This window comes from Lysobacter silvisoli, assembly GCF_003382365.1.
Taxonomy (GTDB): domain Bacteria; phylum Pseudomonadota; class Gammaproteobacteria; order Xanthomonadales; family Xanthomonadaceae; genus Lysobacter; species Lysobacter silvisoli.
This window is the reverse complement of record NZ_QTSU01000001.1, coordinates 2521614-2543842: the sequence shown is the minus strand read 5'-3', so window position 1 is coordinate 2543842 and position 22229 is coordinate 2521614. Positions and strand designations below refer to the sequence as shown.

Annotated in this window: 18 protein-coding genes; 9 read left to right on the top strand and 9 right to left on the bottom strand. The window is 69.1% G+C overall.

Translation table 11 applies throughout. The annotated features are described in order from the left end of the window. Window positions 1–6 precede the first annotated feature (6 nt). Entirely contained in the window at window positions 7–1332 is a 1326-nt protein-coding gene (gene pepQ / locus DX914_RS11205; RefSeq protein WP_115859045.1) for a Xaa-Pro dipeptidase, read from the bottom strand. Window positions 1333–1645: 313 nt separating this feature from the next. On the opposite strand from pepQ, the gene DX914_RS11200 reads away from it, so the two are divergent. The 8 genes from DX914_RS11200 (at window position 1646) to DX914_RS11165 (ending at window position 14183) form a co-directional block, all read left to right on the top strand. Then, window positions 1646–2215: an RNA polymerase sigma factor gene (locus tag DX914_RS11200; protein WP_158549246.1), complete on the top strand. Its 570-nt coding sequence runs from the start codon at window positions 1646–1648 to the stop codon at window positions 2213–2215. Between the two features lie 46 nt (window positions 2216–2261). Next, on the top strand, window positions 2262–3335 hold the full coding sequence (locus tag DX914_RS11195) for a FecR family protein (protein ID WP_115859043.1): 1074 nt from the start codon (window positions 2262–2264) through the stop codon (window positions 3333–3335). A 222-nt stretch (window positions 3336–3557) separates the two neighbouring features. Further along, window positions 3558–6962: a TonB-dependent receptor gene (locus DX914_RS11190; protein WP_115859042.1), complete on the top strand. Its 3405-nt coding sequence runs from the start codon at window positions 3558–3560 to the stop codon at window positions 6960–6962. Window positions 6963–7199: 237 nt separating this feature from the next. Continuing rightward, a complete protein-coding gene (locus DX914_RS11185) occupies window positions 7200–7766 on the top strand; it encodes a hypothetical protein (RefSeq protein ID WP_115859041.1) in 567 nt (188 codons plus the stop codon). 292 nt (window positions 7767–8058) lie between these two features. After that, a complete protein-coding gene (locus DX914_RS11180; RefSeq protein WP_147300653.1) occupies window positions 8059–8985 on the top strand; it encodes a hypothetical protein in 927 nt (308 codons plus the stop codon). Between the two features lie 143 nt (window positions 8986–9128). Then, window positions 9129–10091, top strand: a complete 963-nt coding sequence (locus DX914_RS11175) for a hypothetical protein (RefSeq protein WP_147300652.1) — start codon at window positions 9129–9131, stop codon at window positions 10089–10091. Between the two features lie 85 nt (window positions 10092–10176). Then, window positions 10177–11160 (top strand): hypothetical protein, encoded by a 984-nt coding sequence (locus DX914_RS11170; RefSeq protein WP_115859038.1) that lies wholly within the window; start codon window positions 10177–10179, stop codon window positions 11158–11160. Between the two features lie 302 nt (window positions 11161–11462). Continuing rightward, window positions 11463–14183 carry a bifunctional diguanylate cyclase/phosphodiesterase gene (locus DX914_RS11165; RefSeq protein WP_231118199.1) on the top strand — a complete coding sequence of 907 codons (2721 nt, stop codon included), beginning with the start codon at window positions 11463–11465 and terminating at the stop codon, window positions 14181–14183. A gap of 516 nt (window positions 14184–14699) precedes the next feature. Here DX914_RS11165 and DX914_RS11160 read toward each other — a convergent pair. The 8 genes from DX914_RS11160 to rph all read right to left on the bottom strand — a co-directional run bounded on the left by DX914_RS11160 (window position 14700) and on the right by rph (window position 21263). Further along, complete coding sequence (locus DX914_RS11160; RefSeq protein ID WP_115859037.1) at window positions 14700–15050, bottom strand: PilZ domain-containing protein; 351 nt, start codon at window positions 15048–15050, stop codon at window positions 14700–14702. Beyond that, window positions 15047–17305: a DUF1631 domain-containing protein gene (locus DX914_RS11155; protein WP_115859036.1), complete on the bottom strand. Its 2259-nt coding sequence runs from the start codon at window positions 17303–17305 to the stop codon at window positions 15047–15049. Before DX914_RS11155 ends, DX914_RS11160 begins: the two co-directional genes overlap by 4 nt. Window positions 17306–17508: 203 nt before the next feature. Next, on the bottom strand, window positions 17509–18663 hold the full coding sequence (gene hemW, locus DX914_RS11150; RefSeq protein WP_115859035.1) for a radical SAM family heme chaperone HemW: 1155 nt from the start codon (window positions 18661–18663) through the stop codon (window positions 17509–17511). 5 nt (window positions 18664–18668) lie between these two features. After that, window positions 18669–19211, bottom strand: coding sequence for a hypothetical protein (locus DX914_RS11145; protein ID WP_115859034.1), 543 nt, complete (start codon window positions 19209–19211; stop codon window positions 18669–18671). Further along, window positions 19208–19507, bottom strand: coding sequence for an antibiotic biosynthesis monooxygenase family protein (locus DX914_RS11140; RefSeq protein ID WP_158549244.1), 300 nt, complete (start codon window positions 19505–19507; stop codon window positions 19208–19210). Before DX914_RS11140 ends, DX914_RS11145 begins: the two co-directional genes overlap by 4 nt. A gap of 12 nt (window positions 19508–19519) precedes the next feature. Continuing rightward, window positions 19520–20116 carry an RdgB/HAM1 family non-canonical purine NTP pyrophosphatase gene (rdgB, locus tag DX914_RS11135; protein WP_115859032.1) on the bottom strand — a complete coding sequence of 199 codons (597 nt, stop codon included), beginning with the start codon at window positions 20114–20116 and terminating at the stop codon, window positions 19520–19522. Continuing rightward, a complete protein-coding gene (locus DX914_RS11130) occupies window positions 20113–20514 on the bottom strand; it encodes a VOC family protein (RefSeq protein WP_115859031.1) in 402 nt (133 codons plus the stop codon). The genes rdgB and DX914_RS11130 overlap by 4 nt, the downstream gene beginning before the upstream one ends. Then, the gene (gene rph, locus DX914_RS11125) at window positions 20511–21263 is read right to left on the bottom strand and encodes a ribonuclease PH (protein WP_115859233.1); all 753 of its coding nucleotides are present in this window, start codon (window positions 21261–21263) and stop codon (window positions 20511–20513) included. The genes DX914_RS11130 and rph overlap by 4 nt, the downstream gene beginning before the upstream one ends. Before the next feature lie 69 nt (window positions 21264–21332). Between rph and DX914_RS11120 the strand changes: the two genes are divergently transcribed. Beyond that, window positions 21333–22205: a YicC/YloC family endoribonuclease gene (locus DX914_RS11120; RefSeq protein ID WP_115859030.1), complete on the top strand. Its 873-nt coding sequence runs from the start codon at window positions 21333–21335 to the stop codon at window positions 22203–22205. Window positions 22206–22229: the final 24 nt, after the last annotated feature.

The following is a 22229-nucleotide window of genomic DNA, read 5'->3' as shown; positions in this document are numbered from 1 at the left end:
CCGGACTCAGGCCGCTTCGGCGAAGCCGTCGCGGGTGAGGTTGATCGGCGCAGCCTCGGTGCAGACCACATCGTCCTCGATGCGGATGCCGCCGTAAGGGCGGAAGCGGTCGATGCGCGCCCAATCGACCGAGTCGGCGTGCGGGCCCTGCTTCAGGCCGTCCAGCAGCAGGTCGATGAAGTACACGCCCGGCTCGATGGTCACCGCCATGCCCGGCGCCAGCTCGCGGGTCAGGCGCAGGTAGGGCTGGCCTTCGGGCTTGGCGATGCTGCCGCCGCGGTCCGAGGCGGCGAAGCCGGCCACGTCGTGCACCTGCAGGCCGATGCCGTGACCGATGCCGTGCGGGAAGAACACGTTGCTCACGCCGGTTTCCAGCGCGGTTTCCGGCGTCACCTTGATCACGCCGAAGTCCTTGAGGATGCCCGACAGCGCCAGGTGCGCGTCCAGGTGGATGCGCTTGTAGTCGTTGCCGGCGCGGACCTGGTCGCACATCTTCAGCTGCGCCGCGTCGACCGCGTCGATCAGGGCCTGGAATTCGCTGCCGGCGTCGGCGGCGTAGGTGCGGGTGATGTCGCAGGCGTAGCCGTGGTGGCTGGCGCCGGCGTCGATGAGGAAGCTGCGCAGCTGCGCCGGCGCCTCGCGCTCCAGTTCGGTGTAGTGCAGCACCGCGCCGTTCTGGTTCAGCGCGACGATGTTGTTGTACGGCAGCTCGCCCGCGTCCTGGCGCGCGGCGGCGCAGTAGGCCAGGTGGATGTCGAACTCGCTGCGGCCGTCGCGGAACGCGGCTTCGGCGGCGCGGTGCGCGCGCACGCCGCGGCGGGTGGCCGCGCGCATCATCTGCACTTCGTACGGCGTCTTGTAGGCGCGGTGGAACTCCAGGTAGGCGATGGCCTCGGCCGGATTGTTGGGCACATAGGCGCCCAGCGCGCTCTGCGGCTCGCCCAGGATCGCGCAGCGCGCGGGGTCCGCCGGCAGGTGCGCGGCCGCTTCGTCCGGCGTGCGGATCACCACGATGTCGTAATGCTCGACCCAGTAGCCGCTCGGCGCCTGCGGCACCACGTGCCAGTAGTCGAACGGCTGCAGGTAGATCAGCTTGGGTTTGCGGCCCGGGGTGACCACCAGCCAGCTTCCGGGATTGCGGGTCAGCGGCAGCCAGGCCTTGAACTGGGGATTGACCGCGTAGGGATAGTCGCGGTCGTCGAAGACCTGATAGTGCAGGCTGCCGCTGGGCACGACCAGGTGATCGAAACCGGCGCGCTCCAGGGCCTCGTGGGTGCGGCGCTGCAGCTCGGCCAAGTGGGCGGGGTAGAGGACCGCTGGATCGTGCGACATCGAAGGGAAGTCTCTTGGGGGCGAACGCCGATTTTGACGGATTCTCCCCATCGGCGCAGGCCGGCGCGCGCAGTGCGCTTTGCCGGATCGGCCGGTCCGCGACGGCGCCGCGCCGCGTGGCCGCATGGCCGCGTTCAGCGCAGCCCGATGCTGCGCTGCCGCATCGCCGCGTGCGCGGAAAATCGCGTTTTCGCCGGGAAAAACCGCACTGTGCATCGCCGCAGCGGCGCCGACCCGGGCCTCCACACCGACAGCGGCGTGACGGGGTATGCTGCCGGCCTTGCGCATACCAACGCGTATGGGGAGGGACCCGATGGCCGATCCGGCGCCGTCTACGCGCGAACCGGCTTCGCTCGCCGATTACGGCGAGGATTGCAGCAGCCAATGGGAGAACATCTCCCTGCAGTACCGTGCGCCCTTGCGCGGGTTCTTCGCCAAGCGGGTCAAGGATCCCGCCGAGGTCGAGGACCTGACCCAGGAGGTGTTCCTGCACCTGGTCCGGCGCGCGCGCGGCGGGCCGATCGAGCACGTCAAGCAATATGTGTTCCAGATCGCCGCCAACGCCCTGCGCGACTGGGGCCGTCGCCGCCAGGCTCGCGACCAGGACGCGCACGAGTCCTTCGACGAAGAAATTCATCAGCCCGCTACGGAAATCTCGCCGGAGCGCGTCCTACTGGGAGAGGAGGCGATGAAGTTGGCTGTCGCCGTCTTGCGCGCGCTGCCGCAGCGCACGCGCGACGTGTTCGTGCTGCGCACCATGGAGAGGCGAAAATATATGGAAATTGCGGACATGTTGGGCATTTCGGTGCGTGCCGCCGAAAAGCATATGGCCAAAGCGCTGGCCCAGCTGGGCCGCGCGATGGACGGAGGGGCGCCCGAATGAGCCGCGACGCAAGCACTCGGGCGTGCCGTCGGGCGGGAGGCGTGCCATGACCTGGAAAGCCACCCCGGCCATGCCCGGTCCCGGCCCGCTGCCGGACGACATCGACGAAGCCGCCGCGCGCTGGAGCGAGGTGCTGCACGACGCCGCCGACGGCGACGGCCCGCTGCGGGCCGCCTTCGACGCCTGGCGCGCGCGCTCGCCCGCGCACGCGGCCGCGTTCCGGCGCGTGGAGTCCGCGCGCGCGCTGGCGCAGGCCCTGGCCGACGCGCCCGACATGCTGGCGCTGCGGCGCGAGACCCTGGCGCGCGCGGCCAAGCCGCGGCCCTGGTGCAGCGCGCGTACCTACGGCTATTCGATCGCCGCCTCGCTGCTGGCGGTGGTCGCCGGCCTGCTGATCGTGCGGCCCGACGCCCCCGGACTGATGTACCGCAACGTGCAGGACGCAATCGCCGGCAACGTGCACCAGACCGGCGTGGGCCAGCGTTCGGAGGTCACGCTGGACGACGGCTCGGTGATCACCTTGAACACCGACAGCCGCATCGCCGTGCATTACAGCGCCGGCACGCGCGCGATTACGCTGGAGCGCGGGCAGGCCTTGTTCAAGGTGGCCAAGGACCGCAGCCGGCCCTTCATCGTCACCGCCGATGGCCGTCAGGTGACCGCGCTGGGCACCGAGTTCGAAGTGCATATGTCCGAGCGCCTGTTCGAGGTCACCCTGCTCGAAGGCCGGGTGACCGTGACCCGCGAGCGCACCCGGCCCACCAGCATCGCCGCCGCGGCCACCGCCGAGCTGCACCCAGGCCAGCAGTTCGTCGCCCTCGCGGCGACCGCGCCGCAGGTACGCGCGGCCGACGTGAAGCGCGAAGTCAGCTGGCGCCACGGTCAAGTGGTGTTCGAGAACGAAAGCCTGGCCGACGCCGTCGCCGAGATCAACCGCTACTCGCGCCAGCGCATCGTGCTCGGCGACGCCGACCTGGCGGCGCTGAAGATCAGCGGTGCGTTCAACACCGGCGACACCGAGACCTTCATCGACGCGGTCACGGCCTACTTCCCGATCCAGCGCGCCAGCCATCAGGGCGATGCGATCGTGCTGAAGTCGCGCCCGCCCGAGCGCGGTTGACACAGCCGCCGCCTCGCAGCCTGCGAGGCGGCGCTCTCCAGTTGGAAAAACCGGCTCCGCTTCGGCGCGAAGCCGGATTTTTTGCTGCGCCGCAAAAAATAAATCGGCACGCCGGTGCGCAGTTCGAAGAGAAATATTCGGGGCAGGTTCGGGTTTCGCGAACGCCTGCGTCCCTATGAACACGAGGCCGCGCAAAGACGGCCCGCCACCGGAGGGGAACCGATGCGAGATCAGAAGCGCCTGACGAGACGTGTGCTCAAGCCCTGCGTGCTGTTGCTGGCGCTGCTGCCCTGCCTGAGCGCGTACGCGCGCGGCGATGCGGTCTCGGCCAGGTTCGACATTCCGCAGCAGCGGCTCGACGCCGCGCTGTCGGAGTACGCGCGCCAGAGCGGCAAGCAATTGCTGTACGCGCCGGAACTCGCGGTGGGCAAGACCGGGCGCGCGGTGCGCGGCGAAAAGCGCAGTCTGCAGGCGCTGGACGAACTGCTCGCGGGCACCGGTCTGCAGTACTCGACCAGCGCTTCGGGCGCGATCCTGATTAGCGGCGGCGCGGGCGCCAGCCCGGCCGCGGGCGGCGCCAAGGCGGCCGAACCGGCACCACCGGGAAACGCAGAGGGGACCGCTGACACGCAGCCGGCGGCGGATTCCCAGGTAGAGCCGACGGCGCCCAGTCCCACCGCCACGGCCAGCGAGCAGGCGGCGACCGACCTCGACACCATCGTCGTTACCGCGCAGAAAAAGGTCGAGAACATCCAGAAGGTGCCGATCGCGATCAGCGCCTTCAGCGGCGACGATCTGGGCAGCCGCAAGATCGAGACCGGCGGCGACCTGGTCACCGCGACGCCGAACGTGAGTTTCAGCAAGACCAACTTCGCCAGCTACAACTTCCAGATCCGCGGAATCGGCACGCAGGCGCTGTCGGTGACCACCGACCCGGCCGTGGCGATCAGCTTCAACAGCACGCCGATGATCCGCAACCGCCTGTTCGAGCAGGAGTACTTCGACGTCGAGCGGGTCGAGGTGCTGCGCGGCCCGCAGGGAACGCTGTACGGCCGCAACGCCACCGCGGGCGTGGTCAACATGATTCCCAATCTGGCCAACCCGGACGGCTTCGAGGCCGACGTGAAGGCCGAGGTGGGCAACTACAACACGCGCCGGATCAACGGCATGGTCAACGTGCCGCTCAGCGATACCTTCGCGCTGCGCCTGGCGACCCAGTACACCAAGCGCGACGGATACGACCACAACACGGTCACCGGCAAGGACGTCAACGATCGCGACCTGCTCTCGACCCGCTTGTCGGCCAGCTATAGGCCCAGCGACCGCTTCAACGCCAGCCTGGTATGGGAGCACTTCCAAGAAGACGACATGCGCGCGCGCACGGGCAAGCAGCTCTGCCACAACGACGCGGGGCCGACCTCGATCGGCAACGTGACGCTGCGGCCGAACGACGTGGGATTCCTGAGCCAGGCGTGCAAGGACGGGTCGTTGTACGACGACGACGCGTTCGGCGTGCCCAACGGCAACAGCCTGCCGTCGGTGCTGGCCGCGCAAACCACGGCCGGTGCTTTGGGCTTCTTCGCCGACACGTTCAACCCCGCGTACCTGATCGCGCAGGGCATCGATCCGTACTCCGGGGTCAAGCAATCGCGCGATATGCGCGAGATCGCCACCAGCTACGATCCGAAGTTCCATGCCACCAACGACGTCCTGCAATTCAACTTCGATGTCGGCATCGGCGATCACCTGAACCTGGTGTCGCAATCGCTGTATACCCGCGACCAATACTATTCAACGCAAGACTACGGACGCTTCCAATCCAACCCGATCTTCACCGATTCGAACAAGGTGGTTCAGTTCGATCCGGACGGAAACCTCGTTCCCGCCTACCCGCTCACGCCCGGCGGCGTGTTCTGCGACCCGCAGCTGGGCTGTTCCGACCGCCTGATGCTGGTCGATCTGGTCGATGCCGACAGCCGGCAATGGTCGCAGGAGTTCCGCCTGCAGTCCTCCTACGACGGGCCGTTCAATTTCAGCGTCGGCGCGAACTATCTGGAATTCAAGATCGACGAAAGCTACTACGTTTTCAGTAACCTCTTTACCGCCGCTGCTCAAAACTTTTTCAATGGAAGAGGCGGTGTGCTGAGTCCAGCCACTTGTATGCCAGGGACGGCTCTGTCGGCGGAGACGGATTTTTTCGGGCGGCATTTTCCTTGCGTCTACATCGACCCCAACCCGTTGCGCTCCATCAACGGCCAGGGCCACAACTACTTCCGTAGCCGCAACATCGCCAACACCCGCTCCTCGGCGGTCTTCGGCGAGGGTTACTGGCAGATCAACGACAAGTGGAAGCTGACGGCCGGCCTGCGCTGGACCCGCGACGTCAAGACCACCACGCCCGTGCCCAGCCAGCTGCTGCTGGCCAGCTCCACGGATCCGGACTTCCCGCTGCTGGGCGGCGGCTACGTCGGCTACGGCTATCCGTCCGGCGAGAAGATCCAGCAGACCTGGAACGAGCCGACCGGGCGCCTGGTGCTGGACTGGTCGCCCGATCTGTCCTTCACCGACAGCACCATGGTCTACGCGTCGCTGTCGCGAGGCTACAAGGCCGGCGGCACCAACTCTCCGGGCATCGGCGCCAATCCGGAAGTGCTGTCCTTCATTCCCAAGGATCCGCGGTTCAAGGCCGAGTACGTCAATGCCTTGGAAATCGGCATGAAGAACGTGATGGGCGGCGGCCGGTTCATCCTCAACGCCACCGCGTTCTACAACGATTACAAGGGCTATCAGGTCTCGCAGATCATCGATCGGCAGACGGTGAACGAAAACTTTGACGCCAAGACCTGGGGCGCCGAGATCGAGGCGGTGTGGCGGCCTACCTCGCAGTTCCAGATCAGCGGCAACCTCGGCTTCCTGCGCACGCGCATCGGCGCCAACCAGTACTCCATCGACGTGATGGACCGGACGGCAGGCAACCCCGATTGGGTGGTGGTGCGGCCGTGGATGCAACTGGCCTCGAACTGCATCGCGCCCAAGGCGATGGTGGAACGGTTCTTCGAGAACTTCTACCAGACCTTCGACGAAAGCAGCCTGGCCAACTACTTGAACAGCTTCTGCACGGTCAATCTTCCCACGGGCCTGGGCGGCTTCACCCAGGACCGGGGCCTCAATGGCGGCCCCGGCGACAACGCGTGGTTGCTGGGCGGCCTTTTCTACAATCCGGAGATCGACGCGCCCAACGGCGGCGCCGGGTTCGCCAAGAACGTGGGCGGCCACGAACTGCCGAACGCGCCGAAGATCACCGTCAGCCTCAGCCCGCAGTACACGTTCGCGCTGGCCGAAAGCGATCTGACCTTGCGCGCCGACCTGTACTACCAGGGCAAGAGCTGGGCGCGCGTCTACCAGGACAAGATCGACCGCCTGCATGATTGGGGCAACCTCAATCTGTCGCTGACCTGGTACAAGCCCGACCAGAATCTGACCGTGCAGCTGTACGTCAAGAACGCGCTGGATGGCGAGGCGATCACCGGTACTTTCCTCAACAGCGACGACAGCGGCCTGACGTCCAACGTATTCCTGCAGGACCCGCGCATCGTCGGACTCTCGGTTCGAAAGGGGTTCTTCTGAGTTGAGGCCTCGACCCGACAAGCTTCACCCCATCAACCGCCCGCAGCCGTCGGGCGGTCGATACAGACCAAGGACGCATCTGTTTCAGCGCTCTGGCAAATGAGAGCAAGAGTTCGAACAGGCTGATGTTCGGTGCCCCTCGGTTCGGTGCCGCCACGGCACTTGGCTTCCTCGTGGCACGGCCTCCGCGCGCTGGCGTTCGGGGGATTTCGACAATCGACTGTGGAGCAAATTACGATGAGTAAGCTCAAAGCCACCCTTCTCGCCTCCCTGATCGCGGCAGGTCCGCTCGTGGCCTCGCCCGCGTTCGCCGGCTGGGAATACTGGAACGGTAGCGCCTGGGTGGACACCACGCCCACCGGTACTTTCGTGACGATCACGGGCAGCACCACCGCTACGGTTTCGGGCATTGCGGTTCCCTGTTCCAGTGCCACTTTCTACATGCAGCTGATCAGCGGCACCGCGGCGATCGTCAGCGCCAACTTCACCGGCGGCGCGGCCTGCACGGGCAACGTCACGGCGGAGAACCTGAGCTGGGGCGTTTCCCCTGGCGTGGGGTCGGGCGCGACGAGCTCGAGCGTGACGATCGGCGGTGCGTACGCGAACCCGATCCAGGTCAGGTTCAACACGCCGGCGCGCGTGTGCACGGGCGGTGTCGCCGCTGGTTCGCTCGGCAATCTGAACAACAGCGCGACCAACGCCACGTTCACCTTCACCGCGCAGTTCCTGCCGGCGCCATCGCCTTGCACCAACGTCAGGTCCACCTCGACGCTGACGGCCAGCGCTCCCCTGCGCTACATGTAAGTCGGTGCGAATCCCTCGCTGCCCGGCGGCAGCCGAGCGGCGCGGGGATGTCGCAGCAACAACCGCCTTGCCATCCGCTGCATCAGGCGCGCGATCCGCGCGCCTGATGCAGCGTTCTTGACGAGCGGTATCGAAGGCGCTGGGGCGGAGCATCCGACCCCTCCGGTTGGATGGGCTCGATCAAACCGGCGTATCAAGCGATAGCCCGGTGATGCGGCGATCGCCAACGGGCGGCGGACTGGCGTCCGCTGGGCGCAGATCAGGATTCTTTCTCAGATTTCAGGAGTTCATCATGTCCAAGGCATTGCTATACACGGCCCTTGCCACGGCGTTGGCCGGAGCCGCCGTCACCCCCGCCGCGACGGCGGCGCCACCGGCCCCGGGTTTCGAAAAGTTCCAGTTCTGCCCGTACGAAACGCCGCCCCTTCAGGAAGAAGGGACCGCTTGCGTGCACAGCGTGACGAGCTCGGGCTCGTTCACCATCGGCACCACCACCCTGCCGATCGACAAAGCGATCGTCCTGCAGGGCGGCATCACCGGTATTCAGCCCTCGCCGCTGTTCGACGCCGTCGGTGCGCCCACGCTCAACTCCCCGCCGGGCAAGGTCCCGGGCGGTCTGCTCGGCATCGTCAACCCGGCGCCGAATTGGCCGCTTCCGCTGTGGCAGGCGTTCTGGAGCGTGGTCAATTCGGTCAACGACGTGACCGCGACGATGGAGCCGGTGCAGACGATACAGACCGATTTCGGCGCGGCGCTGAACCCGAACTGGGGCGGCGATCCGACCGCGGTGCGGCTGGCGCTGCGCGTGCGTCTGCAGAATCCGTTCCTAGGCAACTCCTGCTACATCGGTTCGGCGCAGAATCCGGTCGTGGTCAAGCTGCAAACCGGCACCACCGCTCCGCCGGCGCCCACCGCGCCGATCTCGGGCAGCCCCGGCAGCTTGGATTTCATCCAGGTCGGCAACGATCCGTACGCGTACCTGCAGAACACCGGCAATATCCTGGTCGACAATACGTTCGCCGTACCGGCGGCCAAGGGATGCGGCAACATCGCCCTGGGTTTGCCGATCCTGACGCAGTTGCTGGACTCGCTGGTCTCCGGTGCGGTTAATCTCAAGGTGGGATTGCCGTCGGCCGCGGGCAAGAACCAGGCGATCCTGCAGGGCGACACCGGCATTGCTGCGGCCGCGTACGTGCGGGACGGTTCTCCGTACCAGTAAGGGTTCAGCGGTAAACGCAGGGCGGCTCCGCGAGGGGCCGCCCTGTCGGTTCGGTATCGGATGGGGTCTTGCGAAACAGCGGCCGGGACGGCAATCCCGTTACCGGCGCTACCGGCGGTTCTGGAGTGGATGCTGGAATGCGATTGCGTTACATCCTGATCGCCCTGCTCGCATTGGTCGCGTTGATCGGCGCCTATGTGCTGGGGCGAGGCCAGAGCCCGACAGCGCCGGCGGCAGCCGCGCCCGCCGCTCCTGCCCGGGCGTCGCAGCTCGGGGGCCATGCCGCATCGACCGCCCCGGTTCCGATAACGGCCTCGCTGCCGGGACGCAGTGTGCCGTTGAGGCGCGTGTTCGGCGAGCTGCGTTCGCGCGCCGATGCCGGCGACGTCGCCGCGGCCACGCGCCTGTATCAGGACCTGCGTACCTGCGCCGGTCTGGACCAGTTGGAGTGGTTCCTGACGCGGGCGGCCGACGAAACCCTGGCCGACAAGATCGACGGCAGCAGCGCGCAATCGCTGGAGCGCTACCGGCTGCAGCTGGAGGCGGTGGAATCGCACAAGCAAGCCATCCGCAAAGCCCGCACGCTCTGCGACGGACTCGATCGCGGCATCTTGGATACGCAGCTGCCGAGCTTGCGCAGGGCGGCGCAACTGGGCGAAGAGCATGCGCGTGCCTGCTATCTCTCCAGCGGACCCGGCTACGATGCACGCGGGCTCATGCGTCATCCGGAATGGATCCAGGAGTACCGCACCGGCGTGCGGTCGCTGATCGACGCCGGCATGGCCGCTGGCGATTGGAAGGTGGTGGACATCCTCCGCCGCGCGTACGAGCCGGGTGCGGACGGCATGCTCGCCGGAACGCTGGGTCCGGATGCCGTGCAGCACTACCGTTATCTCAAGCTCTACCGCCTCGGCGCGCAAGGCGCTCGTACCGCCGACATGGATCGGAAGCTGGCCCTGGCGGCTGCGCGGATCCGGCCGGAACAGCGCGCGGACGCCGACCGGTGGGCGCAGGAAACATTGCAGAGCCAGTTCGGCGGCAGCGATTCCACCGAATCGACCGCGCCCGGCTGGGATCCGTGCTCGCTTGCCGCGTCCGAAGAATGAACGTGCTTTCGCTACGATCGCGGGCCTTGTCGCGAATCGGCCACCCCATCCGGCCCGTGCCGGCCCCCGCACCCGAGGCTTCGACATGAGCCGATACCGACTACCGCTACTGGCCGTCCTGGCCCTGGGGGCCGTCGTCGGCGCCTACCTGTTCGGCCGCAAGGAAGGCGCGAACGCGCCCGCGCCGCCGGCGCCGGTCGCGGCGGCCGAGCAGCCGGTCGGCGGGGCGCCGGGCAGCGAACTGGACATGGTCGCCCAGGCTTCGCTGCGCTTCGATCGCGGCGCGCGGCTGCCGCCTGCGGGGGCGCCGCTCAAATCGGTGTACGCCCAGCTGCAGGCGCAGGCCAATGCCGGCGACGGCCGGGCGGCGGCGCGGTTGTTGCGCGATCTCAGCCGTTGCAGCCGCCAGCGCGCGATCGAATGGTCGACCATGCGCAACACCCGCAATCTCACCGAACAGAAGACCGAGAACCTGAGCGCGGCGCAGTTGCGCACTTACCAGGCCTTGCTCGACACCGCCGCGATTCGCCAGCGCGACGTCGACCAAGGACGGACGCTATGCGAGGGCGTCGGCGACGAAGTACTCGATACCTTGAACGCGAACCTGGCGCAGGCGGCGCGGCTGGGCGACGCCGACGCGCGCGCCTGTTATCTGAGCCGCGGGCCGCTGTACGACACGCGCGGCCTGCTCAAGCAACCCGGCGCGCTGAGCGTTTACCGCCAGCAGGCGACCCGGCTGATCCAAGTCGGCCTGGCCGCGGGCGACTGGCGGGTCGTGGACCTGCTGCAAGGCGCCTACGAGCCGGGCGCGCAGGGCATGCTCGCGGGGCTGGTCGGCAGCGACCCCTATCAGCACTATCGCTACCTCAAGCTCTACCGTCTCGGCGCCGAGAGCTTCCGCACCGCCCAGATCGATCGCCAGCTCGCCCAGGCCGGCGCGGCGTTGAGCCCGGCACAGCGCGACCAAGCCGAGGAATGGGCGCAGACGACGCTGCGCGAGAATTTCAGCGGCGCATCCACGGACGGCACGCAGCAGGGCTGGGACGCCTGCGCAGCGCTGGGGGGGTGATGCTGCGGGCGAAGGCAGCGCTTTCCTAGCGGCGCCGCTCGGCCGGCGCCGTCCTTGTTCGAATCCGCAACCGGCGGCCTTGCAGCCGTGACGGCGCTCCCGTTTCCGGGTATTGCACACGCCCCGCCATGGCCGCTGGCCGCGTCCGCATTGCGTAAGGCATGAGTTAGGCGCGCCACGTTCGCCTGCGCTGAAGGCTTCCCCCGATACGCCGCGCCCGAGCGCGCCGTGAGCACGGCGTTAGAGTTCGGCGAGGCGGCTGGGGTATAGGATCGCCGGGTCGTGGACATCATGGAGGGCGCTTGGGGGCGACCAGGGATTCAGACGGTTACGCGGAGTCTGCGCAGTCCGACCACCCCGAGGGCCGGCACGGCTTCGGCGCGTCCGTCGATCCGGCCGATGCCGCGCTGCTGCAGCGGCCCAAGCCGCTGGGCCTGCCGGCCTGGGGCTGGAGCCTGCTGGCGCTGTTGCTGGGCGTGGGCCTGACCCTGTGGCTGGGCGGCGCGCAGCACCGCCGCGTGGTCGACGACCGCACCGCCGCGCTGGATGCCGGCGCGCAACGCGTGTTCCATTCCCTGAACGACCGCCTGCACGCCTGCGAACTGCTGCTGCGTTCGGTGCAGACCCTGTTCCTGACCTCCGATGAGGTCACCGCGCAAGAGTTCGCCAACCTCTACGCCAACGTGCGCCCGCGCGAGCGTTTCCCCAGCCTGCAGGCCATGGGCTATTCGCGCCGCGAGACGCGCGTGGACGGCGACCACTACATCACCGACCTGGTCGCGCCGCTGGCCGGCAACGAGCGCGTGCTGGGCCTGGACGTGAACCTGCAGCCTACCAACCTGGTAGGCGTGCTGGCTTCGCGCGACAGCGACAGCGCGGTGCTGTCGGCGCCGTTCCGCCTGGCCCAACAAAGTCCATCCGACCCTTCGCGCGACGGCGTGACCATGCGCCTGCCGGTGTTCAGCGCCGGCCCGCCGCCGGCCACGCTGGAAGAACGGCGCGCGCGCATGCGCGGCTCCATCGCGATCTCGTTCCGCGCCGGCCAGCTGATCGACGCCAGCCTGGACGAGGACGTGCGCCGCAACCTGCACATCCAGGTCGACGACGTCACCGACAACACCGTGGCCACGCTGTTCGCCAGTGGCCCGACGCCCGCGCACGACACCGGCTTCCGTTTCGCCCGCGAGCTGAACTATGGCGGCCGCCGCTGGCGCGTGCGCATGCAGGCGCTGGAGGCGGTGACCTCGCGCCCGGACGGCCGCAACTGGGTGCTGCTGCCGGGGCTGCTCGCCAGCGTGCTGCTGGCGCTGCTGGTGTGGTCGGTCGCGCGTACGCGCCGGCTGGCGCTGGAGCTGGGCTCGCGCATGAGCCGGCGCTACCGCGAAAGCGAGGAACGCTTCCGCGCGCTCAACGAACTGCTGCCGGCGCTGGTGCTGCTGGCGCGCCGCGACGACGGCCGCATCTCCTACGCCAACCAGGCCTCGCGCGCGCGCCTGGGCGAGACCGTGTACGAAGTGCCGCTGCCGGAGCTGTTCGAGGACCAGTTGCTGCGCGACAAGCTGCGCGCGGCCGATCTGGTCGACTGCGCCAACGCGGAGGCCATGCTGCGCAGCGTCAACGGCGACCGCTTCTGGGCCAACGTGTCGATCACCAGCGTGGTGCTGGAAGGGCGCTCGCGCCTGCTGATGGTGGCCTCCGACATTTCCGAGCAGCGCCAGCTCACCGAACTGCTGACCTTCCAGGCCAGTCACGACGCGCTGACCGAGCTGTACAACCGGCGCGAGTTCGAGCGCCGGGTCGAGCGGGTGTTGGCCGGCATCGCGGCCGGCGCACCGCCCTGTGCGCTGCTGTACATCGATCTGGACCAGTTCAAGCTCATCAACGACACCTCCGGCCACGTCGCCGGCGATCAGTTGCTGACCCAGCTGGCGACGATGATGAGCGAGCACCTGCGCGGCGGCGACGTGCTCGCGCGCCTGGGCGGCGACGAGTTCGGCGTGCTTGCCACCGAGGTCCACGACCTGGCCGGCGCCACCCTGGTTGCCGAGCGTCTGCGCGAGCACATCGACGGCTACGTGTTCGTCTGGGAGCAGCGTACCTACACCATTACCGCCAGCATCGGCGGGGTCATGCTGGATCGCCCCAACACCACGCTCAAGGACTTGCTGTCGCAGGCCGACACCGCCTGCTACATGGCCAAGGAAAGCGGCCGCAACCGCGTGCATTTCTATTCCGAGCACGACGACGATGCCGCGCGCCGGCGCAGCGAGATGGAATGGGCCAACCGCCTGCGCTGGGCCATCGACGAGGGCCGGCTGCTGCTGAAGTACCAGGAGGTCTGGCCGTTGTCGGACGAAGCCGAGACCGGCCTGCATCTGGAGCTGCTGCTGCGCTTCCGCGACCAGGAAGGCCGGCTGGTGGTGCCCGGCGCCTTCATTCCCGCGGCCGAGCGCTACGGGCTGATGCCGATGCTGGACCGCTGGGTGATCGAGACCGCGCTGGCCAACTTCGACCGCCTGCACCCCAACGGCGCCAAGCTGCGCACGGCCACGATCAACCTGTCCGGCGCCAGCATTGAGGACGAGACTCTGGCCGACCTGATCCTGGCGCTGCTGCGCAAGCACGAGGTCGCGCCGGAGCGGGTCTGCTTCGAGATCACCGAGACGGTGGCGGTGCGCAACCTGGCCCAGGTCGCGCGCTTCATCGAGCGCCTGCGCGCGGTGGGCTGCCGTTTCGCGCTGGACGATTTCGGCGCCGGCATGTCCTCGTTCGGCTATCTGAAGAACTTGCCGGTGGACATCATCAAGATCGACGGCGCCTTCATCCGCGACCTGCTCACCGATCCGATGAGCCACGCCATCGTCAAGGCGGTGACCGACATCGGCCACCAGCGCGGGCTGAAGGTGATTGCCGAATGGGTGACCAGCGACGAGATCCTGCTGGAGCTGGGCGCGATGGGCGTGGACTACGCTCAGGGCTACGCCCTGCACCAGCCCGAGCCGGTGCCGTTCCACCGGCGCTGAGCGGCGTGCTCGCGGTGCGCCTTGGGGTAGGAGCGGCGTAAGCCGCGATCAGCTCCGAACTCGCGCAGGTGTGTGGGGCTGCTGGTTGAAGCAACAGCAACAGCTTCCGTCCGCAAGCGGCCGGGTTACTTTCTTTTGATAAGCGTCAAAAGAAAGTAACCAAAGAAAAACGCTACGCCAGAGCTCCCGCGCGAGAGCGGAGTTGGCGCGGGGATTTTTCGATGGCACATCCTGTGCCAGCGAAAAACGGCGCACCTCCTGTGCGCCGCCCTCCGGGTCTTCTATTGGGGCTGCGAGTTCGGTGCTCGAGCGGGGAGCAAGAGCATTCGCTGCGCTCACCCCCTCACCCTAGCCCTCTCCCGCAAGCGGGAGAGGGGACGCATCCGACGCCGCTTGTGCTTTAGCCCCTCTCCCGCTTGCGGGAGAGGGGTTGGGGTGAGGGCACGCGGGATCGCGATCTCGCGTCGTCCGCTGGTTCTGCGGGTCTTTACACCCGCGGGCGCGAGCAGCGGCGCATCAGTCGTACGTCCCGCCCGGCGAATCCAGCCACTGCCTCAGCTGCAGCATCTCGCTTTCCAGCATGGTGATGAAGCGGAAGCCGCTCCAGGTCTGGCCGGGCATGCTGGTGCGGTCCTGCCATAGCAAATGGGCGCCGACTTCGATCGGCGAGGCGCGGTGCGGTGCGTCGCGCAGGCTGAAGCGCAGTTGGTACAGGCCGTCGTCCACCAGCGGGGTGTTGGCGATCAGCAGCATGCCGGTTTCCGACAGGTTGCTGAGCTGGCCGATCACCGTGTCGGTCATGGTGTCCACCACCTGCACGGCGTCGTCGACGCGGCGGCGGCGGGTGCGGCGGAATTCCTCGCTCATGCCTCGGCCTCCTGCGCGCTATTGCCGACGAAGCTGCGCAGCACGTTGAGCGCGGCGTTCCAGGCGCGGTCGACCAGGCGGCCCTTCTCGGCGGTGACCACGCGCACCTGGCCCTGCGCCATCGCCCGCGCCAGGCTGTCCAGCGACTGCTCGCCGATGCGCTGGCCGCGCTGGTTCACGAACAGGGCGTTGTCGGTGATGGTGCTGAACCACGACAGCCGGCGCCGGATCACGTCGCCCTGCTGGTTGGTCACGAATTCGAACCAGGTGCCGAAGGGCAGGGTGCGCACGTGCTCCCAGCACTGCTGCTCGTGCTCGCTGCGCGGCGGCAGTTCGCGCCGCGTGCTGCCGCCGTCGTCGCCCAGGCGCGCGCGCGCCTTGAGCTTCATCGCCAGCTCGGTGCGCGAGGCGGTGTCGTCGTTGCCCGCGGCCGCGCCCGCGGTGAGCTGGCGCGAGATCGCGTTGGCCTCGTCGGCGTGGTAGCCCACCAGGGTCAGCGAGTGCTCGATGTCGCCGTCCAGCCCGCCGGGCGCCGGCACCGACGCGCCGACCACGTTGGCCGACACGATCTGGCCGGTGGCCTCGAGCTGGCGACGCCATTCCTCCGACTCCTCGCCATGGCGCAGCAGGGTCAGGGTGAGCACGTCGGACCAGGCCTGGGTCAGCAGCGCCTGCACGAACTTGGGCAGCGGCTGGCCTTGCACCGCGGCCTCGATCGCCTCGCCGGCCTGGCGCTTGGCCAGCTCCAGCTTTTCCTTGCCGCGCGCGGCCTCGACGTGGCGGCGTTCGGCCACTTCGGCCTTGCGCGCCATCGACTTGAGATGATCCTGCAGGTTCTGGTTGGCGGCCTCGAACACCGTGGCGTCGCCGTCGTAATGCTCGACCACGTGGTCGACCGCGCGCCGCAGCTGGTCGTTGAGCTGCGGGTCGGCCTCTTCCTTGGGAATCCAGCTGGCGCCGGCCTCGGCCACGGCGTTGAGCAGCTGCCGCGCCGGGTGCTGGCTGCGCACGAAGAAGGCGCGGTCCTGCAGCGCCAGGCGCAGCAGCGGCACCTGCAGGCGGCCGAGCAGGCCGGCGGTGACGGCGTCGCCGCGCAATTCGCGCTCGATCTCGCCGTAGAACAGGTCCAGCAGTTCGAACGCGTCGCTGTCCTCGCGCGACAGCGTGGCCGCTTCGCCGCGCTGCTGGCGCGCCTGCACCAGCAGGTTCTGGCGCAGGTCGGACACGCTGCGGCTGGTGTTGCCGGCGGTCGGTGCCGGCGCGGCCTGCAGCGCGCGCAGCGCGCTCTGCACGTCGGCGGTGTCCAGCGGCGGCCGCGGCGTGGGCGGCGCGCCGGGGCGCAGCTTGCCCAGCAGATCGCGGCGGCCGGACAGCAGTTGCTGCAGCGAGGCGTAATCGCCTTCGTCCATCGGCGCGGCTGCGCCGGCATCGGCCTGGCCGCTCCAGGCGGTGTAGGCGCGCGCGCCGCGCGGGCCGCGCTGGGCGTCGTCGCGACCGCGGCGTGCGGCGTCGGCGCTGCGCTCGGGGTTCTGCGCGGTCGGGCGCGCGCGGATCGGCACGAACGACAGGCTGGGCAGCACGTTCTCGCGCGCCAGCAGCGCGTTCATCGCCTCCACCAACTGGGCGTAGCCGCTCATCACGTGCTGGTCGTAGACGCGGTACAGGTCGAACTTGGCTTCCTGGCTGATCTGCAGCGTCGCGCAGGCCTCGGCCAGGATCCGGCCCAGGCTGTGCGGGCCCACCGGCAGGCGCTCGGCATCGTAGGCCGGCGCGCCGGCGAGCACGCCGAAGCGCTGGCCCAGCAGCATCAGCGGCAGGCTGGCGCGCGATTCCTGGCGCGTGGCGATGCTGCGCAGCACGGTGCTTTCGTCCACTTCCTGATCGTCGACCAGGCGCAGGTCGCGGAAGGTCGGCAGCGCGGCCTGCTCGGCGGCGCTCGCCACCGGCTCGCGGACCTTGGTCAGCGCCGCTTCCAGCCCGACCAGATAGCGCGGCACCAGATCGACGCGGTTGAGCCGCACCAGGCGCAGGGTTTCCAGGTGCACGGCCTGCAGGCTGGCATTGCGCGCCTGATCGGCCTGGCGGAACAGCTGCTGCTCGTACTCGGCCAGCATGTGATCGAGCGTGCGCGCCACCTCGTCCGAGACCAGGGCGTAGAGGTGCTCGAGCACGCGGCGCACGCGTTTGGGCATGGCCGCCGAGGCCAGCGTGGGCCGAGGGTAGGACCTGCCTAGGGGCTCGAACGTGACGGACATGCAGCTTCACCAATACCGGACCGGGCGATCTAATCACGCCCCCTTGAGACTCGCCAGCCCTGTCGCGGCCAAGCGGCCCGGAATGGAGCGGCCACAGATTCGAACGCAGTGCGGGCGGGGCCGCGGCCAGAAGCCGTTGCCGGGCGGTCGGACCGGATGCTGCGGGACAGCAAGGCGCGTGCGCGGGCCGCGCCCGGTCGCGCTCAGTCGTCGAGGAACAACGAAACCACATTATTGGTGTAGCGGCGGCCCAAATCGGTCGGCCGCACCCGCTGCCCGTCGTGCTCCAGCCAGCCCTCGGCGACCGCGGTGGCCAGCGGCGCGGCGATGGCGGCGCGGTCCAGGCCGGTGCGCGCTTCGAAATCGGCCAGGGCGAAGCCGTCGACCAGGCGCAGGGCATTGAGCATGAATTCGAACGGGCGCCGCGCCGGCTCGATGCGGTCGTCGCCGCCGATGGCCTGCGCGCTGCCGGCGTGGACCAGGTACTGGGTGGGGTGCTTGATCTTCCAGCGCCGCAGCACGGTCTGCTCCGCGCCCAGGGTGATCTTGCCGTGGGCGCCGGCGCCGATGCCCAGGTAGTCGCCGTAGCGCCAGTAATTGACGTTGTGCGCGCAGCGGCGGTCGGGGCGGGCGTAGGCGCTGACCTCGTACTGGGCGTAGCCGTGCGCGGCCAGCAGGGCCTGGCAGTGCTCCTGCATGTCCCAGGCGCCGTCGTCGTCGGGGATGCCCTGCGGCGGGCGCGCGGCGAACACGGTGTTGGGTTCCAGGGTCAGCTGGTAGTGCGAGACATGCGTGGGCTGCAGCGCGAACGCGCGCTCCAGGTCGCGCTCGGCCATGGCCAGGGTCTGCTCCGGCAGCGCGTACATCAGGTCCAGGTTGAAATTGTCGTAGCCCGCATCCTGGGCCAGCTTGACCGCGGCTTCGGCCTCGCCGCTGTCGTGGATGCGGCCCAGGCGCTTCAGGCAGCCGTCGTCGAAGCTCTGGATGCCGAAGCTGAGCCGGTTCACGCCGGCCGCGCGGTAGAGCTCGAAGCGGCCGTGCTCGGCGGTGCCGGGGTTGGTTTCCAGGGTGATCTCGCAGCCCGGCGCGAAGCGCAGGCGCGCGCTGGCGGCCTGCAGGAAACGGTCGATGGCCTCGGGCGGAAACAGGCTGGGCGTGCCGCCGCCGAAGAACACGGTCTGCACGGTGCGGCCCCAGACCAGCGGCAGGTCGTGGTCCAGGTCGGCCAGCAGCGCATCCACATAGGCCGCGAACGGCAGCGCGCCGCGGCCTTCGTGCGAGTTGAAATCGCAGTAGGGGCACTTGCGCACGCACCAGGGCAGGTGCACGTACAGCGACAGCGGCGGCGTGGTCAGCATCGCGCTCACTGCGGCTGCGCGGCGCGCGGTGCGCGCGCGGACAGGTCGATGCGGTAGTCGACGATGCGCAGGCCGTATTGCTCACGCATCTGCCGCGCGTCGATCACCGCGGTGTCGTCGTCGGCCTCGCCCACGTCGCGGCCCAGCAGCAGGTAGGAAGGCTCGTCGCGGCCGTAATTCACCAGCGATTCGCATTCGCCGGGTTCGAACACCACCTGGCGGCCGCCGCGCGGCGCGCCCAGGGCGACGCGCAGGCCGCGCGCTCCCTTGAGCGAGCTGTGCCAGCGGTTGCTGTTGTCGCAGCCGCCGGGGTCGAAGTCGCGGCCCCAGTAGCGGCAGGTCAGGGTGTCCTGGACCACCGTGCGGCGGCCGTCCTGTTCGTATTCCAGGCGCAGCGGGAAGGCGTAGCTGCGGCGCGCGGGCGTGGGATCGCCGAGTTCGCGCACGTCGTCGCGGCCGCAGGCCAGCGGGGTGATTTCCTGCATCTGCGCGCAGCCGGCCAGGGCGGCGACTGCGATGACGGTGAAGAACAGCGGGCGTGGGGTCATGGCGCGGCGGTGGGGGAGTAGTGGCCGATGCGGCGTTCGGACAGGGTCAGCGCGTCGCCCTGCGCGTCCAGGTTGGCGTAGCGGGTAGGGTCGGCGGCCAGGAAGCTGCGGTAGTCGGCTTCGCTGCGCCAGCGGTCGATGCTCAGGTAGCGGCCGCTGTCGGCGTCGCGCAGCAGGTCGGTGCCCAGGTAACCGGCGTGTTCGCGGAACAGCGTCACCCAGGCGCCGTCGGCGCCGTACAAGGTTTCGAACTCGGCCTCGGCGCCGGCGCGGACCTCGTACTGCCAGATCGCCACGAACACGGCCGTCTACCGCAGCTGGGCCAGCAGTTTCTCGCGCAGCGCCGCCAGGGCGCGGCCGCGGTGGCTGAGGCGGTTCTTCAGTTCGGTGTCCATCTCCGCCGCGGTCAGGCCGTGGTCTTCGTCCAGGAACACCGGGTTGTAGCCGAAGCCGCCGGTGCCGCGGCGCTCGCGGATGATCCGGCCCGGCCACACGCCCTCGGCGATGATCGGCTGCGGATCGTCGGCATGGCGCAGCAGCACGATCACCGCATAGAAATGCGCGGCGCGCTGACTATCGGGCACGTCGGCCATCGCCGTCAGCAGCTTGTCGATGTTGGCCTGGGCGTCGCCGTGCACGCCGGAATAGCGCGCCGAATACAGGCCCGGCGCGCCGCCCAGCGCGTCCACGCAGATGCCCGAATCGTCGGCCAGCGCCGGCAGGCCGCTGGCGGCGCTGGCGTGGCGCGCCTTCAGCAGCGCGTTCTCGACGAAGGTGGTGGCGGTTTCCTCGGCGTCGTCCACGCCCAGATCGCTCTGCGCGATCAGCTCGATGCCGGTGTCGGCCAGCAGCTCGCGCAGCTCGGTCAGCTTGCCGGGGTTGCTGCTCGCCAGCACCAGTTTCATCGCTTCGGCTCCAACAGGTCCCAGAGGTTGCCGTACAGGTCTTCGAACACCGCCACGGTGCCGTAGGCCTCGTAGCGCGGCGCTTCGCGGAATTTCACCCCGTGCGCCGTCATCGCCGCGTGGTCGCGGGCGAAGTCGTCGGTGTAGAGGAAGTAGCCGACCCGGCCGCCGGTCTGGTCGCCGACGCGCGCGGCCTGGGCCGCGTCGCCGGGCTGGGCCAGCAGCAGGCAGGTCTGGTTGGCGGCCGCCGGTGCGATCCGCACCCAGCGCTTGCCGCCGCCCAGGTCGGTGTCTTCGAGCAGGGCGAAGCCCAGCGCGCGGGTGTAGTAGTCGATGGCCTCGTCGTAGTCGCGCACCAGCAGGGTCAGCGCGCCCAGCGCGCGGCCGCCCGCGCTCACGGCGCCAGCGCCTCGCGCTGGCGCTGGATCAGCTCGGCGATGCCGGCTTCGGCCAGGGCGAGCAGGCCGTCCAGTTCCTCGCGCCGGAACGCGTGGCCCTCGGCGGTGCCTTGCAGCTCGATGAATCCGCCGCCGTCGTTCATGACCACGTTCATGTCGGTGTCGCAATCGCTGTCTTCGGCGTAGTCCAGGTCCAGCACCGGCACGCCGCGGTACACGCCCACCGACACCGCGGCGACCGCGCCGAAGATCGGGTCCTTGGCGATCTCGCGCCGCGCCAGCAGCCAGCGCACCGCGTCGACCAGGGCCACGTAGGCGCCGGTGATCGCGGCGGTGCGGGTGCCGCCGTCGGCCTGCAGCACGTCGCAGTCCAGGGTGATGGTGCGCTCGCCCAGGGCCTTGCGGTCGATGCAGGCGCGCAGGGCGCGGCCGATCAGGCGCTGGATTTCCAGGGTGCGGCCGCCTTGCTTGCCGCGCGCGGCCTCGCGGTCGTTGCGGGTGTGGGTGGAGCGCGGCAGCATGCCGTATTCGGCGGTGACCCAGCCCTCGCCCTTGCCGCGCAGGAACGCAGGCACCTTGTTCTCGACGCTGGCGGTGCACAGCACCCGGGTCTGGCCGAAGCTGACCAGCACCGAGCCCTCGGCGTGGGCGGTGTAGCCGCGTTCGATGCGGACCTCGCGCAGCTGCCCGGGCGTGCGCCCGCTGGGCCGGACTGGGGCGTCGGAAGGGGCGGCGGAAGTGCCGGTCATGGCCATGGGGTTACCGTTTTGATGGCCGGCGAGTTTACCATTCGCCCCTTGTAGGCCTTGGACCTCCTCATGATCCGCAGCATGACCGCGTTCGCCAGCGGCGAACGCGTCACCGAATGGGGCACGCTCGGCTGCGAGCTGCGCTCGGTCAACCACCGCTTCCTGGAGCTGGGCCTGCGCCTGCCCGACGAGCTGCGCGCGCTGGAACCGGCGTTGCGCGAGCGCGTGGCCGCCCGGGTCAGCCGCGGCAAGCTGGACCTGGCCCTGCGCCTGCGCGCGCCCGAGGGCGCCAGCGCGCTGCAGCTCAACCCCAGCCGCCTGCGCGAACTCGGCGATCTGGCCATCGACCTGCAGGCGCGCTTCCCCGGCCTGCACACCGACTTCACCCAGCTGCTGGCCTTTCCCGGCGTGCTGCAGGCGCAGGCCGCCGATCCGGCCGCGCTGCACGCCGCCGCGCTGGAACTGCTGGAGGCGGTGCTGGACGAGTTTCTGGCCGCGCGCGAACGCGAGGGCGGCAAGCTGGCCGCGGTGATCTCCGAGCGCGTCGACGGCATCGCCGCCATCGCCGCGGACGTGCGCGCGCTGATGCCGGCCATCCGCAGCGGCCAGCGCACCAAGCTGGAAACGCGCCTGGCCGACCTGGCCCAGAACAACGGCATCGGCTTCGAGCCGGGCCGGGTCGAGCAGGAACTGGTGCTGTGGCTGCAGAAGCTGGACGTGGACGAGGAGCTGGACCGGCTCGACTCGCACGTGGCCGAAGCGCGGCGCGTGCTCAAGCTGCGCGAAGCCGTCGGCCGCCGCCTGGACTTCCTGCTGCAGGAGTTCAACCGCGAGGCCAACACCCTGGGCTCCAAGTCCGTGGACGCGCGCAGCTCGGCCGCGGCGGTGGAGCTGAAGGTGTTGATCGATCAGGTGCGCGAGCAGATCCAGAATATCGAGTAAGGCCGGGATTCGAGTTTAGGGATT